The following is a 26340-nucleotide window of genomic DNA, read 5'->3' on the forward strand; positions in this document are numbered from 1 at the left end:
CTGTCCTGGTTGGGGGTATGGTTGATGATGTTTTATTTCCAGATCTTATGTTCAGTATAGCAGCACAGATATGGTTTATCTACGCTATAAATTCGTATTATATGGGTCTGAGAATTGTAAAACAGACATGGGAGAACTTCTAATGGCAGCATCAACGCAGGAAAAAGCGGATTACGGCTTTGCCGCACCCAGAGGGCGGGTTTACGAGTCTGTCCTTAATTTGGTGGGGGGCACGCCGCTTGTTGCGTTGCCACGGCTGACACAGGAAGATGAGCTGAAAGCCCGCGTGCTGCTGAAGCTGGAGTTTTTTAACCCGCTTGGTTCTGTAAAAGACAGGATCGGCACCGCCATGGTGCTGGATGCTGAACGCAAGGGCCTGATCACACCGGGCCGCACTTTGCTGGTAGAACCCACATCGGGCAATACGGGCATTTCTCTGGCGTTTGTAGCTGCTGCACGGGGCTATCGGCTGATTGTGACCATGCCAGAAGGGGCTTCTATTGAGCGGCGGCGTATGCTGCGCCTGATGGATGCGCAGGTAGAACTTACGCCTGCACGTTTGGGTATGGCCGGGGCCATTGCCCGCGCAAATGAAATTCTGAACGAAACTCCAGATGCGTGGATGCCAGATCAGTTTGATAATCCGGCAAACCCCGCAGTACATGCCGCCACCACGGCAGAGGAAATCTGGGTAGATACCGCAGGCAAGGTGGATGTGGTTGTGGCCGGTGTTGGCACTGGCGGCACGGCCACCGGCATTGCAGAAGCCCTCAAGCCCCGCCGCAATACTCTACAGGTTTTTGGTGTAGAACCGGCGGAAAGTGCGATTCTGAATGGTGATGAACCCGGCCCCCACGGTATTCAGGGTATTGGCCCCGGTTTTTGCCCCGCCACGCTGAACACAAAGCTGCTGGATGGTGTCATCACTGTTTCAGAGCGTGAGGCCATTGCGGCGGCGCGCCGTTGCGCCCGTTTGGATGGTATTCCGGTAGGTATTTCCTCTGGGGCATCTTTGCACGCAGCGTTACAACTGGCTGGGCAGGATGAATACAAAGGTAAAACCATTGTAGCCATTGCGCCTTCCTTTGCTGAACGCTACCTGTCCACCCCTCTGTTTACCGGCCTGTAAGGTCGGTTCTCAGCGGTCAGATTTGGCCCGTTAGCCACAAAAAAGCCCGTTCGGCCATATGGCCAACGGGCTTTTTTTGAAGCTGTAAAGCTGAAGCAGATCGTTTAGCGGAAAATAATTTCCACGCGCCGGTTTTGGGCTTCCTTGGTGTTGGGGCCTGTTGTGACCAGCGGATGTGTTTCACCATATCCATGAATATCAATGGTGGTGCCCGGCACGCCATCACGCATCAGTTCGGCTTTCACCACTTCTGCACGGCGGAGCGAGAGCCGCATATTGTATTCTTCACCAGCTTTCTGGCCAGGATGGGCGGAGGAGTTATCCGTATAGCCAGAAACCGTAATGCGGGTAAGCGCCACATGGGCGGCTGCCTGCGCTGCTACGCCAACAATGGAACGTGCCCGGTCTGTAAGATCGGATTTATCCCAATCAAAGAACACCAGATAGCTGCGGGCAGCTGCCGGGGCCGGTGCGGCCACAATAGGTGCTGGCGGTGGTGGGGGTGGGGCCGGATTGAATTCATACCGCAGCCCCAGCATGAGGGTGTGGTTGAAATCGGTTTTGGTATCGTGATGCCCGCTAGAGAACTGATACGGGTGCGTCTGGTTGATGCTGTTGATAGTGCCGCCAATAGTGCCCCATGACGTTGCGCCATGAGACTGCGGGCCAAGCATTGTCCAGAACCGATATTCCGCTGTGGCAGAAAGCCCGACAACCCAAGGAATGGGGAAGGCGAGGCCAAAAATGCCCTGATAGGCAAAATTGCCAAACGTGCCGCCCATTTTTTCTGCAAGCTGGTTGCCCGGTGCGGTTACGGATGTGCGCATGGCGGTCCAGCCATAGCCAATACCGGCCCCAAAATACGGAAACAGCCACGGCTTGCCGATATCCAGATCAAACAGGGCATTGGCCATAACGCCATAAGTCTGGCGGCGGCCATCTGCACGGCTGTTGAAGGTGTTGGTGACAAACCGCTGGTAGCCCATGCTGCGGTAATCACCTTCAACTTCTACACGAAAGCCGTTGCCCAAGCCCCAACCGATGGAGCCAATACCCGCAGCACCAGTGCGCCAGCGGTCTCGCCCATCAGGAAACTGGGCGGACGTACGTACGCGCTGATCCTGGTTAAAGGTAGCACCACCTTCACCCGCGATATAAAGCCCCTGCACAGGCTGGGCTTTTGCGGTTACGGCAGCACACAACAGAAGCCCCGCGGCCAGCGGCGCAGAAAGCAGCGTTTGCGCAAGCAATTTCTGGCGCGGCTTCATGGTCTTCTCCCTGCTATGGCAGTAGTCGCGCGATACGTCCGGCATCGCATCTAATAGTACGAAGGCACACATGCTTGCCTTCTTTGCTGTAAAGTTGCCCAGTGTGCAACAGGTAGAACGGCCAGTTGACACAAACAGACGGGTTTTATGTGTAATAAATGCCGCAGGCGTGTGCGATAAGCCACAATTAAGCAAATTGTATCAGAGCAGTATTGCTTCAAACGAAGGGCTGAAGCTGTCCGATTCAATTTCCAGAACCCATAAGTCGGGGTCAAACTTAACCTGACGTTCTATAAACTTCTGAATCTGTTCCGCATCAACAGGCGTATTACCTGTTGCACGCAGCCATGCGGGTTCACCTTCTGGTGTACGGGTCTGGCTTAAAACCACGCCAGAACCGTTGCGCGCCGCCAACACCACCAGAATGCCACCTGCATCTGGGTCTCCCTTGCGCAAAAGCATGGCGGAACGGCCATCTTGCCCGCTTTGGCGGAGTATGGCGCGGGCCATGATATCGGTTTTAAGGCGGGGTGGGGGTGTCATATATCCTGCTTTAAGGGGCTGCGGAAATCTGGGGGGCGGTTACGGCATCATCCGGAATGGCGTTGATGGCCGTTTTATACCACTGCGGATTCTCCAGCACGCTCCGCGCCACGTTTACATCCCGGTCAGTTCCCAATGCGGCGGGGCAGGTTTTGCGGATAGACATGATCTGGGAAACGGGAATCGGAAAGCGCGCATTGCGAGAAGCCGTAATGGCAGCCTGATTGGCCACTTGCCCTTCTGCCAGATCATGCAGATTTTTTTCTACATCAGCAGCGCCAAGGCTGGTGCAAACCTGTGGCATGACACCAAGCCCCTGCAACGGCCACCGCAACGGAGCTATAACGCGGCTCCATGTTACAAACAGCTCGCCTTCATCGGGCAGTTGCGCCACGGTTTGCACAAGCCCTTTGCCCAATGTGGCGCTGCCAATCACTACCGCGCGGCGATGATCCGCCAAGGCTGCGGCCAGAATTTCTGCCGCACTTGCGGTGCGCCCATCTACTAAAATGGCAATGGGCAGGCCGTTTGTCATGTCTCCACCCTGCACGGCCCAGATGTGGTTTGCCTGAGAATCCCGCCCGCTGGTTACAGCGGCCACACCTCTATCAAGCAGCAGGGCCGCGGCGGTTACGGCCTGTTGCAGCACGCCGCCACGGTTGCCGCGCAAATCTATAATCAGGCCTTTTAAGTGCGTATCCTGCACAGCCTGATCCAGATACTGGCTCATTTCCTCTGCGGTATCGGAGGAAAAGGCCGTTACGCGTAGCACCACAATGGAGCCACTGGCAAAAGCAAATACGGTTTCGGGCGGGGTTTTGGCGCGGCGCAGGGTTACGGTGCGGGCGCGGCGCTGGCCGGGTGTGAGCAGGCGCAGCACAACGGGGGTATCTTCCTCTCCGCGCAGCCATTCCATAACCGTTTCGGGCGTTTTGCCTGCTGTTAAGCGGTTGTTGACGGAAAGCAGCCTGTCACCCGTATCTATGGCGGCTGTCCAGGCTGGGCCGTTGGCGTTTATGGCGGATACAACAAGGTAGCGGCCACTTTGCCCCAGGCTAACGCCAATATCTGCTTCTCCACCCACACGCGCAGCCCGATCCGATGTGGCGGAAGTGGGGCCAATATAGCGGGAATAGGGGTCTAGATGGTTAAACAGCTCATCAAAAAACGCCTGCACCAGTTCTTCGCGGCTGGTTGTGCGCACGGCAAGGGAATGGGCGCGGGCTGTATCCAGAAAATCCACGGCAATTTGTGCCCAATCATCCGCTGAACCATCTGTAGGGGCAGGGCGGGAGAGCAGGCTGGTTTGGCCAGAAAGAAGCTGGATATTGGCCCCGCGGGAATCGAAAGACAGGGAAGGATCAAGCGCAGAAAGGCTGGCCAGCCCCCAAAGTGTGAAATCCCGATAGCTATGAGCTTCCAGCGTGCGCGGCTGTAAAAACTGAAGGGCGGTGCTGATAACGGATTTAACCATCAGCATATCCGGCACAGGTGCTTTGTCTGGCGCCGCAGTAGTGGAAGCAGCAGGTTGTTGTTCTGCCGCAGGTGCTACGGATGCAGCAGCCTGTGTTGCGGAGGCCGAGCCCGGAGCACTGTCTGGCAGCGGTGTATCGGATTTGCTTTGGGCATGCAGGGGGGCGGGCTGGCAAAAAAGCAACACAGCCAGCACCATGCCCGGCAAGGCACGCGGCAGACCACGCACAAACCAGATGGCGGTTTCAGTGCTCATATACGGCATCAGTCAGCATCAGCGTACCTCGTGCTGGGCAGGTGCCCGCCAAGGTAACTGAAAGTACAGCCCCACTTTGCACGTGGGGGTGATGTGCCGAGGCATGGGTGTGCTGCGAGTCGTCATTCATCCCTGTGCGATCCGGAAAAGCTGACCATGCAAGGAAAGACGGAGTTCCGGTTTTCGTCAATCTCACCCGCAAGCCATGCCGTGTTGCTGTCATGACATGGGCGGACATTCTCTGGCCAATAAACGGAGCAAGAAAGAGAGCAGCCAGCCGGTTCAGACTATCCTGCATGATGGTAGCTGCCCGGCGTTCTGTAAAGTTTAGCTGTGATGCCAAAGCCACATCTGGCGCTGGCAGGGGGATGTTAGGCAGCGCAGAGGAGTCGTTTATATGGGTTAAGGCGCGGTGTGCCAGCAGATCTGCATAGCGGCGGATAGGGCTGGTAAAATGCGTGTAGTGCTTAAGCCGTAGGCCATAATGTGATGCTGCGCAGGTGCTATAGCGTGCCATAGGGCGCGGGCTATCGGGGCTGGGCTGCGCATGGGTACGGAAAAGTGCTGGCTGCGCCCGCGCTTGCAATTTTTCCGCTGCGATCTGATTAGCCAGAATCATGCACGCCGCCACCATATAATGTGCTTCCTGAGTGTTACGCGGCACAAAGGCACAGGGTTGCCCGCTGCTATCAAACTGTACGTTCCAACCTGTTTCTTCTCGTTCCATAACACCGCGTTGGAGGGCTGCGCGCCGAATGGCGGCCCCCGCATTGCGCAAAGCGGGAAGTAGCGCAGGTGGTAACTGGGCCGCAGGGTGTTCGGGCGGCAAAGTGGGCTGATGTGCTTGTGTATCAAAGGCTTGCTGCACGGCCTCATATGTCAGCCGCGCTGCACTTTGCATGATCCCACGGCCAATATGAGCAGAAACTACATGCCCATCCGGGGTGATGTGGATATCAGTAAAGAGGCAAAGCCGATCCTGCCCCGGCAAAAGGGAACAAGCCTGCGCAGAAAGGGCCAGTGGCAGCATGGGCACCACTCTGTCTGGCAGATAAATGGAATTGCCGCGTTCTTGTGCTTCCATATCCAGCGCGGAGCCGGGCTTTACCCAATGCGCCACATCGGCAATGGCCACAATAAGATGAAAACCCTCAGCCGTTTGTTCGGCCCAGAGTGCATCATCAAAATCATGCGCTGAGGCATCATCAATGGTGATGAGCGGCAGGTGGCGTAAATCTGTGCGACCAGACGGCGCAGGTGCGCCCTGTAAGGCAGCGTTCTGGCGTGCGATCTGCTGGGCTTCGGCCTCGGCCTGTTCTGAAAATGTAGTGGGGGGATGATGGATAAGCAGGCTGAGGCGTGAGGGCATGCCAGCATCATCCGCCTTGCCCAAAACGCTGTGCACACGCCCCGCATAAGCGCCATGAGGCAGAGCATGAGGCGTTGCAAGCCCAATCTGCTGCGGTGCGAGAGGGAGAGAGTTTGCGCTTTCTTCTGGTGTAAGCGGCAGGTTTAACCGTGCATCACATGGCAGCAACAAGGGTTCTGGCGTGTTGGCGGGGGTAACGGGCAGGTTGTTATCAAGCCGGGTAAGAAGCCGCAGGCCACGCGCCTCGCGCTTTTGAGTGCCCGTTGCCGGGCGCAGGCGCACAAGCACAATATCGCCGGGGAAAAGATACGGCGTATCTGGCGGCTTTATTAGCAATACAACAGGGCGGGAGAGCGCATCATCGGCCAAAAAGCCAGCGGCGTTGCCATCATCCCGAATATAGGAAACCCGCATACGGGCAACATCTGGCAGGCCGATGGAAGCCTTGAGCGTGCCGGTAGCAAGATCAAGCAGATCCCCCGCAACGGCCATATCGTGCAGCAAAGCGCGTATGCTGGCCTTTTGCCGCACGGGAAGCTGGAAGTTGCGCAGAATGTCCGTTAGCCCGGTGGCGGCTCCGGCGCGGCTTTCAAGAAAAGCCCGTAGCTCCTGCACAGATGGCAGGGCAGAAACATACGGGCTTGCCAACATGACAGATTACTCGGTCTCGGCTTTTTTCTTGCGCGTTGTGGTGGTGGCCTTCTTTTTGGCGGGTGCTTTTTTCTTGGGTGCTGCTTTTTCCGCACCGTCTTCATCAGCCTTGGCTGTGCTTTTGGTTGCGGTTTTCTTTTTGGCCGTTGTTTTGGTGGTGGCTTTCTTTTTGGCGCCAGCCTTGGCTTTTAGGGGTTTGCCCTTGTCTACCAACAGAGCCACAGCCTCATCCAGCGTTACGGCATCCATATCTGTGCCGCGCGGCAGGGTGGCTACTATCTGACCATGCTGTACATATGGGCCAAAGCGGCCCTTGCGCACCATAACCGGTTCACCATCCTTGGGGTGCACGCCCAGATTGCGGATGGAGGCCAGCTTTTTGGCCAGTGCATCCACAGCGCGGTTCAGGCCGATGGTCAGAACGTCATCGTCCTTGTCCAGAGAGCCATATACCGCGCCCATTTTTACAAACGGACCAAAGCGCCCAAGCCCGGCCTGAATGGGCTCACCCGTTTCGGGGTGAACGCCAACAAGGCGGGGTAGGGAAAGTAGGCCAAGGGCCTGATCCAGCGTAATGCTTTCCCCATTGATGTTTTTGGGCAGAGAAGCACGCTTGGGCTTGGCTTTTTTGTCTTCCGGGTTGGGTTCACCCTGCTGCACATACAGGCCCCACGGGCCTTGGCGCACGGTAATATCCTCACCTGTTTCCGGGTTCTGGCCCAAAAGGCGCATACCGTCCTTAAGGGCGGCATCATCACCTTCTTCGGCGCTATCCGCCGTTAAGCGGCGGGTGTACTGGCATTCCGGATAGTTGGAGCAACCAATAAATGCGCCATAACGGCCGAGCTTAAGCCCAAGGCGGCCTGTGCCGCAGGAGGGGCAAACCCGCGGGTCTGATCCATCAGCCCGATCGGGAAAGAAGAATGGCCCCAAGTCCTTATCGAGTGCGTTGAGCACATCGGTAATGGTTAGTTCCTTGGTGCCGGATACGGCTTTGGAAAAATCGTTCCAGAACGCTGCCAGAACCTGCTTCCACTGCGCGCGGCCACCGGAGATATCATCCAGCAGTTCTTCAAGGCTGGCGGTAAAGCCCGTATCTACATATCGCTCAAAGAACGAGACAAGGAAGGCCGTAACCAGACGCCCACGGGCTTCGGGAATAAAGCGGCGGTTTTCAAGCCGCACATAGCTGCGGTCCTGCAATACGGTCAGGATGGAAGCATAGGTAGAGGGGCGACCAATGCCCAGCTCTTCCATCTTTTTGACCAGCGATGCTTCGGAATAACGCGGCGGCGGTTGGGTGAAGTGCTGCTCGGCATCCACTTTTTCGCGCTTGAGCGGGTCTTTCTCCTGCATGCTGGGCAGCATACGGGCATCATCATCCGCTGCTTTTTCCGTATCATCGCGCCCTTCACGGTAGAGCTTGAGAAAGCCCTCAAACGTGATGATGGAGCCATTGGCGCGCAGCACGGTCTGGCCGGAGGGGCCAGCAATATCCACCGCCACCTGATCCAGAGATGCGGATTCCATCTGGCTGGCAACTGCACGCTTCCACACCAGTTCGTACAACCGGCGCTGATCGTTGTTCAGGAACCGAGCAACGGAGTCGGGCGTGCGGGAAACATCTGTGGGGCGCACGGCCTCATGCGCTTCCTGCGCGTTTTTGACCTTGGAAGTATAGATACGCGGCTTGGCGGGCACATATTCCGTGCCAATTTTCTGGCCGATATGCTGGCGGATAGCATTAACGGCTTCCTGCGCCATCGTCACGCCATCGGTTCGCATATAGGTGATCAAACCTACAGTTTCACCGCCCAGATCCATGCCTTCATAAAGCTGCTGGGCGGTGCGCATGGTGGTTTGCGCGCTCATGCCCAACTTGCGGGAGGCTTCCTGCTGCAAGGTAGAGGTGGTGAACGGCGGCTGCGGGTTGCGGCGAACCTTGCGGCGTTCAATAGATTTTACGGCAAGGTTTTCAGCTTCCACCGCTTTTTTGGCAGCTTCGGCCAGTTCGGCGTTGTGCAGATCAAACTGATCCAGCTTTTGGCCGTTCAGATGCGTTAGCCGTGCGGTAAAGGCGGCACCCGCAGGGGTAAGCAGCGATGCAATAACGCTCCAGTATTCCCGCGGTTTAAAAACCTCAATCTCGGCTTCGCGCTCACAAATCAGGCGGAGCGCCACAGATTGCACACGCCCCGCACTGCGAGAGCCGGGCAGTTTGCGCCACAACACGGGGGAAAGCGTAAAGCCCACCAGATAATCCAGCGCCCGGCGGGCCAGATAGGCTTCAATCAGCGGGAAATCCAGATCCCGCGGGTGCTCCATGGCGTACCGAATGGCGGATTTGGTAATTTCGTTAAACGTAACGCGCTGAACATCCACCCCTTTCAGGGCTTTGCGTTCTTCCAGCATAGCGCGCACATGCCACGAAATGGCTTCACCCTCGCGGTCCGGGTCAGTGGCCAGATACAGTCGGTGGGCGCCTTTAAGTGCCTTGGCAATGGCGGCAACCTGCTTCATGCCCCGTTCATCAGACTGCCACTTCATGGCGAAGTCTTCATCCGGCAGCACGGAGCCATCCTTGGGTGGCAGATCGCGCACATGCCCGAAGGAGGCCAGCACCGTGTAGCCATCACCCAGATATTTGTTGATCGTTTTTGCCTTTGCGGGCGATTCGACCACAACAACGTCAGTCATACTCTCTCCGACCTGCCTGCAAGCAGCACTTACCCTGCCGTTTCTGCCTGATTATCCGCCAGACCGACCATGCCCCCAGAATAAGTGGAGACGCAGCCAGAAAGCTCAAGTTCCGTGAGCGCGACAAGCACGGCAGAAGCCGAGAACTGGCAGCGCCTTATCAGATCGTCAACCGCTATGGGCGTAAAGGAGAGGAGCGAAAGCAGGTTTTCACGCACATCTTGTGCGGTGGAAGGCGCTGAAAAATGCGGTTTTAAGGCAATTGGCTCTTTTTCATCCACATTTTGGGGAGAAGCAAAAAATGCAGGCTCCGGAGGGTCTGAAACAAAAGGCAGGCCGGTTTGCGCAGTAGATGCAGATTTTTTCTGGCGTGGTGCGATAACGCTGGGAAGGGGGTGTGTAGAGCCAGCAGGTTGAGGAGCAACAGGCGGCAAATGCGGCAAAATATCTGCCACGCTTTCTGTTAAAACAGCGCCATTACGCAAAAGATTGTTACTGCCCCTGCAACGCGGGTCTAGCGGTGATCCGGGAACGGCAAATAACTCCCGCCCATAATCTACTACCATGCGGGCGGTAATGAGTGTGCCAGAATGGGGCGCGGCTTCCACCACCACGCAGCCAAGGCCCAAGCCTGCAATAAGCCGGTTACGGCGCGGGAAGTGGCGTGCCAAAGGGGCCGTGCCCAGTGGGGCTTCCGTCACCACTGCGCCTTTTTGGGCAATTTCTGCCTGAAGGCTGGCATTTTCTGGTGGGTAGGGGCAATCCAGCCCACCGGCAATGGCGGCTACGGTGCAGCCCCGCCGATGGAGCGCCCCTTTGTGGGCGGCTTTATCAATACCGCGCGCCAAGCCGGAAATAACGCTTAGCTCGGCTTCTACCAGTTCTGTTGCAAGGCTTTCTGCCAGCCGCATGCCCTGTGCAGAGGCATTGCGTGCCCCCACAATGCTGATTCCTGCACGGCTAAGGCACGCAACATCGCCCAGCACACTCAGCACAGGCGGCGCATCCGGAATCTGGCGTAAAAAAGCAGGGTAATCTGTATCAAAAAGTGTGAGGAAACAGCCACCCATTTGCAAGGTGGCATCTATCTCCCGCATCACCACATCCATAGGCGGCATAACCGGCTGGTTACGCCCCCGCACTGGCAGATAAGGCAGGGCTTCCAGCGCCGCTGCGGCAGAGCCGTATTTATCTACCAGTTTCCGCCATGTGCGTGGGCCAACCTGTTCAGTACGGGCCAGACGTAGGCAGGCGGGTAGAGATGTCATATGCGAAAAATCAGGCAGCCAAGTTGCGGATCACGGCTTTTTCTCACCAATTCGCGGCTCTTTCCCGCTAAAAATGCGGACAATGTTTTCATGATGCCGCGCAATCACCAACACGCTGATCAGCACAGCAGCCAACGGCTTGGGGGAGGCCTGAAAGGAAAAACCATAAAGTGCAAGCACCACCACCGGCATGATGATGAAGGCCGCTAAAGCACCGGCAGAGGAAATGCGTGTCAGCTTGGCAACACCCAGCCACGTGGCGCAGCCAGCTAACCCGGTAAGCGGAGAAAGGGCCAGCATGGCGCCCAGCCCGGTTGCAACGCCCTTGCCGCCTTTAAACCCCAGAAAAACCGGGTAGCAATGGCCCACCACAGCGGCCAGTGCAGCCACGGTTACGGTGTTGTCTGAAAAATCAGGCGGCGTCATAATCCAGGCAATGGCAACTGCCAAAAAACCTTTGGCGGCATCCAGCAGCAGCGTTGCGGCTGCCAGATCCTTCCGGCCCGTGCGCAAGACATTGGTGGCCCCGATATTGCCGGAACCAATTTTGCGCAAATCTCCCGCACCAGCCAGATTGGTAAGGAGCAGCCCAAAGGGCACGCTGCCCAGCGTGTAGCCCATGAACGCCATGGCCGCGATAAGCTTTAAGGCATAGGGAGGCAAGGAGTCCATTATGCCTGCCCTGCCTCATAAACCCGGCGGCCAGCTTTCCATGTGCCAAGCACACGGCCTTCCAGCGGGCGACCATCAAAGGGTGTGTTTTGCGCACGGCCCGGCAGTTTGCCAGCTTCCACCAGCCAGCTTTGTTCGGGGTCGAACAAGCACAGATCAGCCGCAGCGCCAATGGCCAGCGTGCCGCATTCTGCACCCAGCAACTGTGCCGGGCGGTGGGTTAGCAGAGAAAGAGCCTGAGGCAGCGTGAGCGTGCCATCATGCACCCGTGCCAGCGTAACACCCAGAAGCGTTACCAAACCTGTGCCGCCGGTTGCCGCTTGCGCAAAAGGCAGGCGCTTGTCATCCGCATCACGCGGGAGGTGGTCTGAACCAATGGCGTCTATCGTGCCATCTGCCAGCGCGGCGCAAATGGCCAGCCGGTCTTCCTCGCTCCGCAATGGGGGAGAGAACTTGGCGTAGGTGCGGAAATCACCAATCGTGTTTTCGTTCAGGTCAAAATACGGGGGCGCGGTATCACAGGTTACATTCAGCCCGCGTTCCTTGGCTTGGCGGATAAGGGCCACACCTTCACCGGTAGAAACATGGGCAAAATGCAGCCGCCCGCCCGTAAGTTCAGCCAGCCGCATATCCCGCGCAATCATAATGGCTTCTGCCGCTGCGGGAATGCCGGGTAACCCCAGCCGCGTGGCCAAAGCCCCAGCGGTGGCGCAGCCAGAACCTGCCAGCGAGGGTTCTTCAGGGTGCTGCACAATCATGGCCCCAAAGCCGCTGGCGTAGGAAAGGGCCAGCCGCATCAAGCGTGCGGGGTCTAGTGCGCGTGCGCCATCTGTAAAGGCCACGGCTCCGGCTTCGTGCAGCAGGCCAATTTCGGCCAGTTCCTTGCCTTCGCACCCTTTGGTAAGGGCACCGTAAGGCAGAATGGTGATGGCTCCGGTTTCTTCCCCACGGGTGCGCAGCATACGCACAAGGGCCGGGTTATCTATGGCTGGTTTGCAGGTGGGCAGCACGGCAAGGGTGGTAATGCCCCCGGCGGAAGCGGCCCGCGCGGCGGAGGAAACGGTTTCACGGTATTCATACCCCGGTTCACCAATTTCTACGCGCATATCTACAAGGCCGGGGCACAGCACAGCGTTTTTGCCATCAATAATGGTGGCTTCTTCTGGTGTGCCTTCGGCTCCGGCTTTATCTGTGCCAGCAATAACGCCATCACGCACCAGCAGGCGGCCGGGTTGGTCCAACCCGGATGCGGGGTCTATCAGGCGGACGTTTTCAAATAAAAGGGTATTCATGCGGCGGGCCTGCTGCGGGTAAGACGGTCCAGAACGGCCATGCGCACGGCAACGCCCATTTCAACCTGTTCCTGAATCACGCTCTGGTCAGAATCAGCGACAAGACTGTCTATTTCCACGCCGCGGTTCATGGGGCCGGGGTGCATGACCAGCGCATTCTTGCGGGCCAACTGCAACCGGCGCTGATCCAGCCCGAAAAAGCGGAAATATTCACGCGCGCTGGGGATAAGGCCAGAGGACATGCGCTCACGCTGCAAACGCAGCATCATCACCACATCCACATCTTGCAGGCCTTCTTCCATGTTGTGGAAGATATCCACCCCGCGTTGCTTCATGGCGCCGGGTACCAGTGTGGGCGGCCCAACAAGCCGCACCGTGCTGCCCATGCCAGTAAGCAAGAAGATGTTGGAGCGAGCCACGCGGGAATGGGCTACATCCCCACAAATAGCTACCTTTAGCCCACCTAATGTGCCCAAGTGGCGGCGAATTGTGAGCGCATCCAGCAGGGCCTGTGTGGGGTGTTCGTGCATGCCGTCACCGGCGTTTACCACGCTGGCTTCCACCTTTTGCGCCAGCAGGGCCGGTGCGCCGGATTGAGCGTGGCGCACCACCAGCAGGTCTGTCCGCATGGCGTTAAGCGTGGCGGCCGTATCCAGCAGGGTTTCACCCTTGTTCACCGAGGATTGGGCAACGGACATATTGATAACGTCCGCCCCCAAACGCTTGCCCGCCAACTCAAAAGATGTGCGGGTGCGCGTGCTGTCCTCAAAGAACAGGTTGATAAGGGTGCGCCCCCGCAGCACATCACGCGGCACCTTGCGGGAGCGGTTGAGCAGGGCATAGCTTTCGGCCAGATCCAGCAAAGGCTCAATCTGGTCGGGCGTCATGCCTTCCAGCCCGAGCAGATGCCGGGTGTGGCGGCCGGGAAAGCTAGCCATGCAGAACGGCTCCCAAACGGGCGAGGGTTTCATCCTTGCCCAGTGCTTGCAGGGTGGCATCAATGCCGGGGGACGTGTTGGAGCCTGTAACGGCGGCACGCACAGGCTGCGCTACTTTACCCAGCTTGAGTTCATGCTTTTCAGCAAAGTTGCGCAGGGTGGTATCAATGGCTTCTGGCGTAAAATCTGGCACGGCGGCCAAATCACGCGCCAGTTCACCCAGCATGGTGCGGGCTTCTGGCGTGAGCAGCTTTTGTGCTTTGTCATTGAATGCCAGCGGCACCTGACGGCCAAGGAAAGCCGCGCTTTCTGCCAGTTCAACCAGCGTGCGTGCGCGTTCCTTCAACCCCGGCATCAGGGCTGCCACGCGGGCGCGGGTGGTTTCATCCACACTTACGCCGTCCATCTTTTTAAAGCGTTCCATCACATCGTTGGTCAGGCGTTCATCATCCGCCTGCCGCAGCCATACGGCGTTGATGTGCAGCAGCTTGGCGTAATCCATGCGGGAAGGAGAGCGGCCCACGCCATCAATATCAAACAGCTTGATCTGCTCTTCTCGTGAGAGGATTTCTGCATCCCCATGCCCCCAGCCCAGACGCAGCAGGTAGTTGCACAGGGCTTCGGGCAGGTAGCCCATTTCACGGAATTCCACCACAGACTGTGCGCCGTGGCGTTTAGAAAGCTTGGCGCCATCCGGGCCATGAATAAGCGGCAAATGCCCAAAGCGTGGCAGATCCCACCCCATGGCGCGGTAGATCATGGCTTGGCGGAAGGTGTTGGTTAAGTGGTCATCACCACGGATAACGTGGGTAATGGCCATATCGTGGTCATCCACCACAACGGCGTGCTGATAGGTGGGGGTGCCATCGGACCGCAGGATGATCATGTCATCCAGTTCGGCATTGGCAACGCGCACTTCACCCTGCACAAGGTCATTGATTGTGGCTTCCCCTTCACGCGGGGCTTTAATACGCACGGCAAAAGGTGCGCCAGCCGGAGCCTCGGACGGGTCCCGATCCCGCCACATGCCGTTATAGCGTGGGGGCAGGCCTTTAGCCTTGGCATCCTCACGCATCTGGTGCAGCTCTTCTGGCGTGCAATAGCATTTATAGGCGAGGCCCTTTTCCAGCAGCTCAAGGGCAACTTCCCGGTGCCGTGCCTCACGCGAGGACTGGAAGACGGGTTCTTCATCCGGTTCAATCCCCATCCAGGCCAGACCGTCAAAAATAACGTCTACAGCCTGTTGGGTGGAACGCTCACGGTCGGTATCCTCAATACGCAGGAGGAACTCGCCGCCGTGATGACGGGCAAAGAGGAAATTGAACAGGGCTGCGCGGGCGTTGCCAATATGCAGCAGGCCTGTAGGACTCGGAGCGAAGCGTGTACGGATGGTGGTCATGGGGTGGTTCCATACCATGCGCAAGCGCAAGGAGCCATATGCCACGCCTGATGTTACACCTGCATTCTTTGCTTGTTCAGGAACAAAGGCGGCTGGTGTTGTGGGCACCGGTGGGCTTGGCGCTGGGCGCGGTGCTGTATTTTGGCCTGTTGCACACAGAACCCAACCTGCCGGTGGGGTTTGTGCTGCCGTGTGGCGTGGCTGTGCTGGCCAGTATTGCGGCATGGCGCATGCGTTATTCGCTTTGGGGGCGTCTGCTCTGGGGCGGGTGCATAACTGTGGCTATTGGGTTTGCCGCGGCGTGGGGTGGCACGCACAGGCATACGCCTATGCCCGATTTACCCCGATTTGCCACAGAAATATCGGGCACAGTGCAGGCTATTGCCCTGTTGCCGCCAGAAGATGGCACGGATGCCCCGTTCCAGCGCAGAGTAGATCTGGCGCAGGCCGTTTTTTACAATGCGTTGGATGATGGCATGCCGCCGCTGCGGCGCGTGCTTTCTGTGTATCTCCAACCCAATGATCCGGCTGCGCTACGGGCGGGAGATCACCTTCGGGTTAAGGCTCTTTTGCAGCCCCCTCCATTTCCAGTACTGCCCGGCGCGCGGGATAGGCAGTTTGAGGCATGGTTTGCCAATCAGGCGGGAAGTGGCCGGGCTTTGGGGTTTGTGCAGCTTGTTGCGCCGGCACAAGGCCATAAGCTGCAATTGTGGTTTGAAAACCTGCGTGAACGCATAAATGCCCGCATCCATACCATTCTACCCGGCCCGGAAGGTGGTGTGGCTGCCACCGTGTTGGTGGGAGCTTCCGAAACTGTAGAAAAACAGTTGCGGGAAGATTTTGCAGCCTCTGGCTTGGCGCATCTTTTGGCTGTTGCAGGGCTGCATCTGGGTATTGTGATGGGCCTTGTTATGGCCGCTAGCCGTCTGCTTTTGGCCACTACGGAATACACGGCCTTGCGCTGGCCCTGCAAGGCATTGGCCGCCTTTTGCGCGTGGGGTGTGGGGCTGGTTTACGTGCTGCTAACAGGGGCGCATCTGCCTGCCCAGCGCAGCCTGCTAATGGCTGCAGTTGCCGTAATGGGCATTGCGGCGGGGCGGCGCGTTGTTTCCATGCGCGGCTTGGCTGTGGCGGCCTGTGTGCTGGTGCTCTGGATGCCGCAGGTGGTGATGGGTGTTGCCTTTCAGATGTCTATGGCGGCAGTGATGGCGCTGGTAGCTGGGTATGAGGTGTTGCAGCCAAAGCTTACGCGCTGGCGGGCCAGCACAACGGGGCTTGGGCACTGGCTGGCGTGGCATAGTGCCGTTTTGGCATTGACCAGTGTGCTGGCAGGATGTGCCACCTTGCCCGTGGCTATGGCGCATTTTGGCGTTGTTCAGCCATTTTTTGTGGTGGCCAATATGGTGGCTGTGCCGCTGATGGCTGTGTGGATTATGCCGCTTGGCTTAATTGCTCTCGCGTTTATGCCCCTCCACATGGATGCCCCCTTTTTATGGCTGATGGGTGTGGGTATCCGCCCCGTTATATGGCTGGCGCATATGGTGGCGCATTGGCCTGCCGCACGTGTGGTTGTGCCGCACATGCCGGGGTGGGGGCTTTTGGCCGTTATGTTGGGCCTGTGCTGGATATGTTTGTGGCGGCAGCGCTGGCGTTGGGCTGGGTGCGCTGGTTTGGTGCTGGGTATGGCAAGCCCGTGGCTTTTAGTGCAGCCAGATGTAATTATCAGCCCGGATGGTGGGCTGGTAGGGGTACGAGAGTCTGGCAAAATATATGTTATGGGCCAATCCCGCGCAGTGCGGCCTGTTATGCAGGCATGGGGCCAATATTTTGCTCAACCCATAGACATGCTTCCACCGGAGGGAGAAACGCCCGATGGTGCCCTTACATGCGGGGCAGAAAACACGCCAGACACCTGCGTGGCGTTGCTGCATGGGCAGGATGTTGTGGTGCGCAGGCAGGATGCCTCGGATGGGCGTTTACTGCTGCCTATCGATATATGTACGGGTGCGGATGTGGTTATCAGCGTGGCACCCTTACGTGCTTCCTGCCTGAATGCGCCGATAAGGCTGGATCGGTTTTCAGCGTGGGAAAACGGGGCAGAAGCAATATTTTTGCATAAAAGCAGCAATGTGGTCAGAACAGACCGTGCATGGCGTGGGCAACGCCCTTGGGTGTTAAAGCCCGGCGGCCACGGTATGCCTGTTCTGCCACTAGCACCTTCAGAATAAGCAAAAGGGGCTTATTCTGGCGTATCTTCAAACGCTTCCATCACGCGGCTGGAATAAACAAGGGCGGCCCCTGCATTCAGCGCCACGGCCACGCCAAGGGCTTCGGCTATTTCTTCCTTGGTTGCGCCAGCTTTTTTGGCGGCGGCGGAATGCACGGCAATACAGCCATCGCACCGGGTGGTAACGGCTACGGCCAGCGCAATCAGTTCACGCGTTTTGTCATCCAGATGCTTTTTTTCTGGTAGGGGTGTTTCCAGCGTTTGCAGCCCTTTAAGAGTATTGGGTGTTAGGGACGCCAGCGTTTTGACATTCTGTGCCATGTTTGCACGGTAAGCATTCCAGTCTGTCATGATCGCCTCTCTGAATTATGTGGTCTAAACCGATCACAACTGCATCAGATGTGGCGCTTTTTGTCACGACACGGTTAGGAGAGGCTTGTACGCTTGCGGAAAGTGCGGTGGAGCCGTTATCGGGCAGGATTATGACACAGACAGACATGAACGGGGCATCGGCCGCAATACGGCTGGGGCCATTGGCAGTTTACCAGCAGCGTATTGCCGCAGGGGAACTGAAGAGTGATCCGGACCAGCTGCGGGTTGTAACGCGGCTGAACACCTTGTGGCAGGAGCTTGCTTCCATGCCCGCCACGGCTGCGCCGCCCCCTGTGGAAGGGATAGAAGGCAGGGCCAAGGGGCTTTTGGCTGGGCTGGCCCGCAGGCTGCGCCCGCAGGCAGATACATTTGCCACCCGCCCGGCGCGCCCGCGTGGGCTGTATATTGTGGGCCGTGTGGGGCGCGGCAAAACCATGGTGATGGATTTGTTTTACGCCTGCGCACCCGTGCAAAAAAAGGAACGCATCCACTTTTTGCGCTTCATGCAGGATGTGCACCGTGATCTGCATGATCTTAAAGCCGCCAACCCCAATATGGCAGATCCTATTCCGCCTTTGGCCAAAACCATCGCCAGCAAGGCGCAGCTTCTGTGCTTTGATGAGTTTCAGGTGAATGACATTGCCGACGCCATGATCTTGGGGCGGCTGTTTGAGGCCCTGTTTGCCAATGGGGTGGTTATTGTTGCCACCTCCAACACAGATCCTTCGCAGTTGTTCCAGAACCGCCCCGGCGCAGATGCGTTTAAACCGTTTATTGCCATTATCCAGCGCGAACTGGACACGATTGAGCTGGATTCGCAGCGTGATTATCGCCGTGGGCGCGAGCAAGACCGTGAAACATGGCTTGTGCCTGCGGATTCTCAGGCCAAAAGCAGGCTGGACAGAATTTTTGCCCGCTATGCAGCGGATGAAAAGCCCGGCCCGGTGGACCTAAAGTTCAGTGGGCGCGTGTTTGAGGTGGATATGGCGGCAGGCCCGGTGTGCCGGTTTGATTTCAACTCTTTGTGTGGCAAACCGCGTGGGCCGAATGATTATCTGGCGCTGGCCAAGCGTTTTCCGGTGGTGATTGTCGATAACATTCCGTGCATGGGGCAGGATGATGCCAACCTTGCCCGGCGCTTCATCACGCTCATAGATGCCTTGTACGACAACGGAAATCTGCTGTTTGCCTCGGCTGATGCCCAGCCCGATCAGCTGTTTACAGATGGGGATGGTGCAGATGCGTTTGCCCGCACGGCATCACGTCTCGCTGAGATGGGAAGTGAAAGCTGGCTGGAGCATGGGGCGCAGGCTGCGCAACAGGCTCATAGCCTCTCTAGAGCGTGACATCCCACGCCCTTGTTCCCGCCACATACGCGGTCTAGCTCTTTGATGCAGAACAAGCCGGAAGCGGGATGGCTTTCCGGCAAAAAGGACACAGGGGACGCTCCGCGCTATGGGGCGGAGTGAAGAAAAAATGGTCCGGTTTACGGTGGAGAACAACGCAATATCTGGCCAACGGCGCGCATGTGCCCCGCGGCAAGGAGGAATGTGAGATGGCGGTTTCGGACGTACTGGCAACCGCTCTTAACGGTGCCAATATCGCTTACCTTGCGGATCTGTATGCCCAGTGGGCGAAGGATCCTAAAAGTGTAGATCCGTCCTTCGATATTCTGTTCAGCTCGCTGGGCGATGATGAAGCCGCAGTGCTGAAGGATGCCGTTGGAGCCTCTTGGGCGCCACGCCCTTCCATTATCACGGGGGATGAACCCGCACCCGCTCCAAAAGGAAAAGGTGGCCCGGCTGGTGGGTTGGCCGCGCAGGATAGCCTGGCCATTGCCCGGCTGATCCGTGCGTATCGTGAATACGGCCATAAGGAAGCCTCGCTTGATCCGCTGGGCCTGAAGGTGCCGCATAAAACCGAGGAGCTGGACCCCGCATCCTACGGTTTTGGGGAAAAAGACCTAAACCGCGAAGTGTTTATTGGATCACTGCTTGATCCGTTGCTCAAGGGCAAGAACACGGCCAAGGTTTCCGAGGTTATTGCGGCGCTGCGTTCTGTGTATTGCGAAAGCATTGGCGCGGAATACATGTATGCCCGTAACCACGAACAGCGCGAATGGCTGCGCAAACGGTTGGAAGGTGATAACTGGCGCGCCCGCGTAACGGTGGAAGAGCAGAAGGTTATCCTAGCCAACCTGACCGAAGCCGAAGGGTTTGAAGCCTTCTGCCAGAAACGCTACGTGGGTGCGAAGCGTTTTGGTTTGGAAGGGGGAGAAATCTCTATTCCATCCCTGCACGCCATTATTGATTCCTGCGCCAGCCAGGGGGTCACCTCTGTTGCTATCGGCATGGCGCATCGTGGGCGTTTGAACACGCTGGTGAATGTAGTGCGCAAGCCTTACGTGGCTATCTTTAACGAATTTGCTGGCGGTTCTTTTAAACCAGACAATGTTGAAGGTTCGGGGGACGTTAAATACCACCTTGGCTCCTCTACAGATGTGGATGTAGCAGGCAAGGCGGTGCATATCTCCCTCCAGCCCAACCCTTCCCATCTGGAAGCGGTTGATCCGGTTGTGTGCGGTAAGGTGCGCGCCATTCAGGATGATGCGGGCGATACGGAAAAACGCCTGTCCAGCCTTGGTGTTATCATCCACGGTGATGCGGCGTTTGCCGGGCAGGGCATTGTTTACGAAACCTTTGCTATGTCCCAACTGCCGGGGTACCGCACCGGCGGCACCATCCATATGGTGGTGAACAACCAGATTGGCTTTACCACCAATCCGGAATGTGGGCATTCGGGCGTTTACGGCACCGATGTTGCAAAATCCATTGAAGCCCCCGTGCTGCATGTAAATGGTGATGATGCTGAGGCGGTCATTTACGTCTCCCGCCTTGCTGCGGATTATCGTCAGGCTTTTGCAAGCGACATTGTGCTGGATATCGTCTGCTATCGCCGCCACGGGCATAACGAAACGGATGAGCCCGTCTTTACGCAGCCGGTGATGTACAAAGCCATTGCCGCGCACGATACGCCACACACGCTTTATGCAAAACGCCTTGTAAAAGCAGGCGTTGTGACGGATGACGAAGTGAAGGCCCAGTGGGATGCCTTCCATGCCAAGCTGGATGAAGATTACAAGGCTGCTCAGTCTTATAAGGTCAATAAGGCAGACTGGCTGGAAGGCGGCTGGAAAGGCCTTGTGGCTGCCGGGCATGATCCGGAACGCGCCTTCCCTGAAACAGGTGTTGCACTGGATGCGCTGCGCAAGATTGGCGAAGCCATTACAAAAGTGCCAGAAGGCTTCAACCTGAATTCCAAAATTGCCCGCCAGCTTAAGGCCAAGGCAAATATGTTCAGCACGGGTGAAGGATTTGACTGGGCAACTGGTGAGGCTCTGGGCTTTGGCTCCCTGCTGCTGGATGGCCACCGTGTGCGTCTTTCCGGTGAGGATTGCCAGCGTGGCACGTTCAGCCAGCGTCATGCTGTGTGGACGGATCAGGTTAACCAGACACCATTTACGCCGCTCAACCACATTCAGGACAAGCAGGCGCAAATCGAAATCTGGAACTCGCTTCTTTCAGAATACGGCGTGCTTGGGTTTGAATACGGATATTCCGTGCGCAACCCGCAAACGCTGGTGCTGTGGGAAGCCCAGTTTGGTGATTTTGCCAACTGTGCTCAGGTAATTATCGATCAGTTTATTGCTTCGGGGGAAACCAAGTGGCTGCGTATGTCCGGTTTGGTCATGCTGCTGCCGCATGGTTACGAAGGGCAGGGGCCGGAACATTCTTCTGCCCGTCTGGAACGGTATCTTCAGCTTTGCGCTGAAAATAACATGTTTGTTTGCAACATCACCACGCCAGCAAACTACTTCCATGCTCTGCGCCGCCAGCTCAAACTGGATTACCGCAAGCCGATGATCCTGATGGAGCCGAAATCTCTGCTGCGGCACAAACTTGCCGTTTCCGCACTGGCAGATTTTGGCCCGGGCACACGCTTCAAACCCGTTATTGGCGAAATTGATGATCTGGGTGCCGATAACAAGGTGCGCCGCGTGGTGATCTGCTCTGGCAAGGTCTATTACGATCTGCTGGCCGAACGCCGGGAAAAAGGCATTAAGGATGTTGCCATCCTGCGTCTGGAACAACTCTACCCCTTCCCGGAAGCAGCCCTAGCCGCCGAACTTAAGCGCTATCCTGAAGCAGACATTGTCTGGTGTCAGGAAGAAACGGAAAACGGCGGTGCATGGCATTTTGCAGACAGGCGGATTGAAGCAGCCCTTGTTGCCGCAGGCCATAAGGCAGGCCGCCCGCAATATGTGGGCCGTGCAGCAGCAGCCAGCCCGGCCACCGGCCTTGCCCGTATTCATGCGGCAGAGCAGGCGGACTTGGTTGAACGCGCATTGGGGCTGAAAAAGTCTGGCTGAACCGGATTAGGCTGAATTGAAGAAAACGGCCCGCAAATACGGGCGCACCCCCGGTGCCATTGCCAAAAATTAAAATGGCGCCGGGGATTTGAAGAAAAGATGGGGAACAGGATGTCTGTCGAGATCAAGGTGCCGACACTGGGTGAAAGCGTAACCACAGCAACCGTGGCCAAGTGGCTGAAGCAGCCGGGCGAAGCGGTGCAGGCAGATGAACCGATTGTTGAGCTGGAAACAGATAAGGTGAGCGTAGAAGTTTCTGCGCCACAGGCTGGTATTCTGGGCCCGCAGGCTGCCAAGGAAGATCAGGAAGTAGAAGTGGGCGCACTGCTAACCACTCTGGAACCCGGTAAGGCCGGTGCGGCACCAGCCGCCAAAGCCGCCGCCCCGGAAAAGAAAGCAGAACCCGTAGCTGCGGCCGCTCCGGCAAAAGCAGCAGCGCCAGCACCTAAGGCCGCCGCACCTGCGCCAGCAGTAGATGCCGGTGCCGCTCTGCCAGCAGCCCGCAAGATGATGGCTGAAAACGGCCTGAGCGCACAGCAGCTTGCAGGCACCGGCCTTGGTGGCCGTATTACCAAGGGTGATGTGTTGGGCTTTTTGGCTAACCCGCAGGCAGCAACACCAGCCGCGGCCCCCAAGCCACCACGTAATGATGACCCGCGTGAAGAACGCGTGAAAATGACGCGCCTGCGCCGCACCATTGCCCGCCGCCTGAAGGAAGCGCAGAACACGGCGGCCATGCTGACAACGTTTAATGAAATCGACATGTCCGGCGCTATGGCGCTGCGTGCCGAATATCAGGACTCGTTCGTTAAAAAGCACGGTGTCAAGCTGGGCTATATGTCCATCTTCTCCCGCGCTGTTGTGGCAGCCCTGAAAGAATTCCCGGCCATTAACGCAGAAATTGACGGTGATGACGTTATCTACCGTGATTTCGTAAACCTCGGCATTGCCGTAGGCGGGCCAAATGGGCTGGTGGTGCCGGTTATCCGTGATGCCGACAAAATGGGCTATGCCGAAATTGAAAAAACCATTGCAGGTTTTGGCAAGGCAGCGCGTGAAGGCACGCTTAAGCTGGATCAGCTTTCCGGTGGTACCTTCTCCATTACCAATGGCGGTATTTACGGCTCTTTGCTGTCCACCCCCATCCTGAACGCACCGCAGTCTGGTATTCTGGGCATGCACTCCATTCAGGAACGCCCGGTGGCAGTTAACGGGCAGGTGGTGATCCGCCCGATGATGTATATTGCCCTTTCTTATGATCACCGCATTGTAGATGGCAAGGAAGCCGTTAGCTTCCTTGTGCGGGTGAAGCAGAACGTAGAAGACCCGCGCCGCCTTCTGATTGAAGTCTGATAGCGCGGTTGCCGAAGGGGTGAATGTGCACCTCTTCGGCCAATTTTTCTGCATATCCCTACGTGAGCGAGACGAGACCCATGCCGATTGAAATTAAAGTTCCCACACTTGGAGAAAGCGTTACGACCGCCACGGTGGGGAAGTGGCTAAAGCAGCCGGGTGAAGCTGTAAAAGTAGATGAGCCCGTTGTTGAGCTGGAAACAGATAAAGTAAGCGTGGAAGTGCCTGCTCCGGCATCCGGTCGGCTTGAAAATCATGCCGTAAAAGAAGGTGATGAAGTAGAAGTGGGCGCTGTGCTGGCTACGCTGGAAGCCGGTGCTGCTGGTTCTGCACCCGCCGCAAAAGCTGCGGCTCCTGCGGCCAAGGCAGAAGAAGCCAAACCTGCCGCCGCAACGGCCCCGGCAACACAGGCTCCGGCAGAAACAGATTACGATGTAGTGGTTATTGGTGCTGGCCCCGGTGGGTATGTGTGCGCCATTCGCGCTGCACAGCTTGGCTTTAAGGTTGCATGTGTTGAACAGCGCGCAACGCTTGGCGGCACCTGCCTGAACGTGGGCTGTATTCCTTCCAAGGCGCTGCTTCAGTCTTCCGAAAATTACCATGCTGCCGGGCATGATTTTGCCGCTCATGGTGTGGTGATTGATAGCGTAAAGCTGGATCTGGCCCGTATGCAGGCCCGTAAGGCAGATATTGTGGGCGCCAACGTGAAGGGCGTTGAATATCTGTTCAAGAAGAATGGCATTACTTGGCTGAAAGGCCACGGCAAGGTGGAAGGCACAGGCCGCCTTAGCGTGGATGGCAAGCCGGTTACCGCCAAGCACATTGTTATTGCCAGCGGCAGCAACAGTGCAAACCTGCCGGGCATTGAGATAGATGAAAAAGTTATTGTCACCTCCACGGGTGCGCTGGAGCTTTCCGAAGTACCCAAGCGCCTTGTTGTGATTGGTGGCGGCGTGATCGGTCTGGAACTTGGCAGCGTATGGGGCCGTTTGGGCGCCGATGTAACTGTTGTTGAATTCCTTGATCGTCTGGTGCCAGGCACGGATAACGAAGTGGCCTCCCAGTTCCAGAAGCTGCTGGTAAAGCAGGGCTTCAAAATGAAGCTGGGCCATAAGGTGACCAAGGCCGAAAAAACCAAAAAAGGCGTGGTGCTGACGGTTGAACCTTCAGCCGGTGGTGCTGCCGAAACGCTTGAGGCTGATGTGGTTCTGGTTGCTGTGGGCCGCACCGCTGCCAGCAAAAACATGGGTCTGGAAGAAGCCGGTATTGCGCTGGATAAACGTGGCCGTGTTGAGGTGGATGCACATTACGCTACCAGCGTGCCGGGCATTTACGCCATTGGTGACGTTATTGCAGGCCCCATGTTGGCCCACAAGGCAGAAGAAGAAGGCGTAGCTTTGGCAGAACTGCTGGCTGGTCAGGCTGGGCATGTCAATTACGATGCCATTCCGGGTGTGATTTACACATGGCCGGAAGTTGCCTCCGTTGGCTTTACGGAAGAGCAGCTTAAAGAAAAGGGCGTGGCTTACAAAACCGGCAAATTCCCCTTCATGGCTAATGGCCGTGCCCGCGCTTTGGGCATGACGGATGGCTTTGTAAAGGTGCTGGCAGATAAGCAGACAGACCGCGTTCTGGGTGTGCATATTATTGGCCCATGTGCTGGTGAACTGATTGCCGAAGCCACAATGGCCATTGAATTTGGAGCCTCTGCCGAAGATATCGGCCGCGTGTGCCACGCACATCCAACCCTGAGTGAAGCCGTGAAGGAAGCCGCGTTGGGCGCTGACAACCGCGCGATCAACATCTGAAAGTTTCCTTCTAGCTGAAAGTGGTGCCATACTCTCTCCCATTCAGAAGATGGGAGAGAGGTGGCATGTTCGTGCCAAGGCATCCAACTGTATGGGCAATGGCTGGTAGCCTGCTTTTGGCACCGGGTGGGTTTGCCGCGGCCCAAACGCCTGCGCCAGATGCGGCCTCTCAAACCGAAGAATCCCGGCCAGAAAAACCACCCATACAGGGTGATGGCGCACAAACACCTGTCACCACGCAGGCCGCCCCGGATGGGCATGTGCCTTATACCCCACCACCGGAAGAAGCCGCGCAGCTTCCCCCAATACCTGTGGTGGATGATGATGAAGCCCGTAAGGAAGCAGATAGCCTTACGCGGGATTTCCGGCACGAAGTGCCCGTAGCCCTTAAAGTTTCAACCGCACGTAAAACCGCATGGATTGCACTGGCACGCCAGCAGTTGGAACAGGCCGGGTACGCTATTGATCGGCCACAGGTTTTGGTGGTGGTGGATCGCAACCCCTCTGTGCAGCGTCTGTGCCTGATTCTGGCTTTGCCGAATGATCCGGACTGGCAGGTTATTGGCAGCACCAAGGTTTCTACCGGCACAACGGGGCGTAAGTATTATTACATCACGCCAACAGGGGTGTTTACCAACACAGCAGATCGGCTGGGTTACCGCGCACTGGGCACCAAAAATGAAAATGGTATTCGCGGCAACGGTATCAAAGGTATGCGGGTGTGGGATTTTGGCTGGCAGTGGGCTGAAAAAGGCTGGCTGCCCAGCCGAGAAAAAGGCCAGATCCGGTTGGAAATGCACGCAACAGATCCCGTTTATCTGGAGCAACGGCTAGGCCATACGGCATCTGAGGGCTGTATTCGTATTCCGGCATCGTTAAACGTGTTTATTGATAAGCACGGCCTGATAGATGCGGAATATGAGCAATGGGCTGCCGTGGATATTCGCTTTAGAGCCCTGTTGCGGCCAGACAGAAAGCCCACCGCCATTTCGGGTTTAGCCGTGGTGGTGGTGGATTCGGCAGATTATCACCCGGATTCTGATAAAACCGCAGCACTTAAAGAAAATACAAGCCCATCCAAATTAGCTGCGCGTGGGTAGATGTAGGGCGGGGCAGGGTGTTACTGTTTGGGGCTAAAACCAAATGTGCCTGTGTCTGCTTGATGCCTTAATAAAAAAGGCGTGCCGCCCGTAAGC

General features: G+C 57.2%; 18 protein-coding genes. 7 read left to right on the forward strand and 11 right to left on the reverse strand.

What is annotated here, in order from left to right; genetic code table 11:
- The first annotated feature begins 127 nt into the window (after positions 1–127).
- Positions 128–1129 (forward strand): cysteine synthase A, encoded by a 1002-nt coding sequence (cysK, locus tag ACP7IZ_RS03710; RefSeq protein ID WP_426847883.1) that lies wholly within the window; start codon positions 128–130, stop codon positions 1127–1129.
- Positions 1130–1233: 104 nt separating this feature from the next.
- On the opposite strand, the gene ACP7IZ_RS03715 is transcribed toward cysK, so the two are convergent.
- From ACP7IZ_RS03715 to gltX, 10 genes are all read right to left on the reverse strand, one after another.
- Positions 1234–2469, reverse strand: a complete 1236-nt coding sequence (locus ACP7IZ_RS03715) for an OmpA family protein (protein WP_196332536.1) — start codon at positions 2467–2469, stop codon at positions 1234–1236.
- A gap of 129 nt (positions 2470–2598) precedes the next feature.
- Positions 2599–2940, reverse strand: a complete 342-nt coding sequence (locus ACP7IZ_RS03720; protein WP_019089711.1) for a DUF1491 family protein — start codon at positions 2938–2940, stop codon at positions 2599–2601.
- 10 nt (positions 2941–2950) lie between these two features.
- Positions 2951–4612 carry a S41 family peptidase gene (locus ACP7IZ_RS03725; RefSeq protein ID WP_426847955.1) on the reverse strand — a complete coding sequence of 554 codons (1662 nt, stop codon included), beginning with the start codon at positions 4610–4612 and terminating at the stop codon, positions 2951–2953.
- 46 nt (positions 4613–4658) lie between these two features.
- Complete coding sequence (locus ACP7IZ_RS03730; protein WP_426847884.1) at positions 4659–6689, reverse strand: RNB domain-containing ribonuclease; 2031 nt, start codon at positions 6687–6689, stop codon at positions 4659–4661.
- 6 nt (positions 6690–6695) lie between these two features.
- Positions 6696–9386, reverse strand: coding sequence for a type I DNA topoisomerase (gene topA, locus ACP7IZ_RS03735; RefSeq protein ID WP_426847885.1), 2691 nt, complete (start codon positions 9384–9386; stop codon positions 6696–6698).
- Between the two features lie 29 nt (positions 9387–9415).
- Entirely contained in the window at positions 9416–10654 is a 1239-nt protein-coding gene (gene dprA, locus ACP7IZ_RS03740) for a DNA-processing protein DprA (protein ID WP_426847886.1), read from the reverse strand.
- A 30-nt stretch (positions 10655–10684) separates the two neighbouring features.
- Positions 10685–11326 carry a glycerol-3-phosphate 1-O-acyltransferase PlsY gene (plsY, locus tag ACP7IZ_RS03745; RefSeq protein WP_426847887.1) on the reverse strand — a complete coding sequence of 214 codons (642 nt, stop codon included), beginning with the start codon at positions 11324–11326 and terminating at the stop codon, positions 10685–10687.
- Positions 11326–12618 (reverse strand): dihydroorotase, encoded by a 1293-nt coding sequence (locus ACP7IZ_RS03750; RefSeq protein ID WP_426847888.1) that lies wholly within the window; start codon positions 12616–12618, stop codon positions 11326–11328. Before ACP7IZ_RS03750 ends, plsY begins: the two co-directional genes overlap by 1 nt.
- Positions 12615–13556, reverse strand: coding sequence for an aspartate carbamoyltransferase catalytic subunit (locus ACP7IZ_RS03755; protein ID WP_035354029.1), 942 nt, complete (start codon positions 13554–13556; stop codon positions 12615–12617). The genes ACP7IZ_RS03750 and ACP7IZ_RS03755 overlap by 4 nt, the downstream gene beginning before the upstream one ends.
- Complete coding sequence (gltX, locus tag ACP7IZ_RS03760; RefSeq protein WP_426847890.1) at positions 13549–14955, reverse strand: glutamate--tRNA ligase; 1407 nt, start codon at positions 14953–14955, stop codon at positions 13549–13551. Before gltX ends, ACP7IZ_RS03755 begins: the two co-directional genes overlap by 8 nt.
- A gap of 38 nt (positions 14956–14993) precedes the next feature.
- Between gltX and ACP7IZ_RS03765 the strand changes: the two genes are divergently transcribed.
- Positions 14994–17183 (forward strand): ComEC/Rec2 family competence protein, encoded by a 2190-nt coding sequence (locus ACP7IZ_RS03765; RefSeq protein WP_426847892.1) that lies wholly within the window; start codon positions 14994–14996, stop codon positions 17181–17183.
- A gap of 11 nt (positions 17184–17194) precedes the next feature.
- Here ACP7IZ_RS03765 and ACP7IZ_RS03770 read toward each other — a convergent pair whose 3' ends face one another.
- Positions 17195–17533, reverse strand: a complete 339-nt coding sequence (locus tag ACP7IZ_RS03770) for a carboxymuconolactone decarboxylase family protein (protein ID WP_006116234.1) — start codon at positions 17531–17533, stop codon at positions 17195–17197.
- 17 nt (positions 17534–17550) lie between these two features.
- Here ACP7IZ_RS03770 and zapE point away from each other — a divergent pair, with 17 nt between their 5' ends.
- From zapE to ACP7IZ_RS03795, 5 genes are all read left to right on the forward strand, one after another.
- The gene (zapE, locus tag ACP7IZ_RS03775) at positions 17551–18900 is read left to right on the forward strand and encodes a cell division protein ZapE (protein ID WP_006116233.1); all 1350 of its coding nucleotides are present in this window, start codon (positions 17551–17553) and stop codon (positions 18898–18900) included.
- A 209-nt stretch (positions 18901–19109) separates the two neighbouring features.
- Positions 19110–21983: a 2-oxoglutarate dehydrogenase E1 component gene (locus ACP7IZ_RS03780; RefSeq protein WP_426847893.1), complete on the forward strand. Its 2874-nt coding sequence runs from the start codon at positions 19110–19112 to the stop codon at positions 21981–21983.
- 111 nt (positions 21984–22094) lie between these two features.
- Positions 22095–23336 carry a 2-oxoglutarate dehydrogenase complex dihydrolipoyllysine-residue succinyltransferase gene (gene odhB, locus ACP7IZ_RS03785; RefSeq protein ID WP_063353745.1) on the forward strand — a complete coding sequence of 414 codons (1242 nt, stop codon included), beginning with the start codon at positions 22095–22097 and terminating at the stop codon, positions 23334–23336.
- 80 nt (positions 23337–23416) lie between these two features.
- A complete protein-coding gene (gene lpdA / locus ACP7IZ_RS03790; RefSeq protein ID WP_426847895.1) occupies positions 23417–25144 on the forward strand; it encodes a dihydrolipoyl dehydrogenase in 1728 nt (575 codons plus the stop codon).
- Positions 25145–25209: 65 nt separating this feature from the next.
- The gene (locus ACP7IZ_RS03795) at positions 25210–26244 is read left to right on the forward strand and encodes a L,D-transpeptidase (RefSeq protein WP_426847896.1); all 1035 of its coding nucleotides are present in this window, start codon (positions 25210–25212) and stop codon (positions 26242–26244) included.
- Positions 26245–26340 lie beyond the last annotated feature (96 nt).

The organism is Acetobacter sp. AAB5, assembly GCF_050106715.1.
GTDB classification, from domain to species: domain Bacteria; phylum Pseudomonadota; class Alphaproteobacteria; order Acetobacterales; family Acetobacteraceae; genus Acetobacter; species Acetobacter oryzifermentans.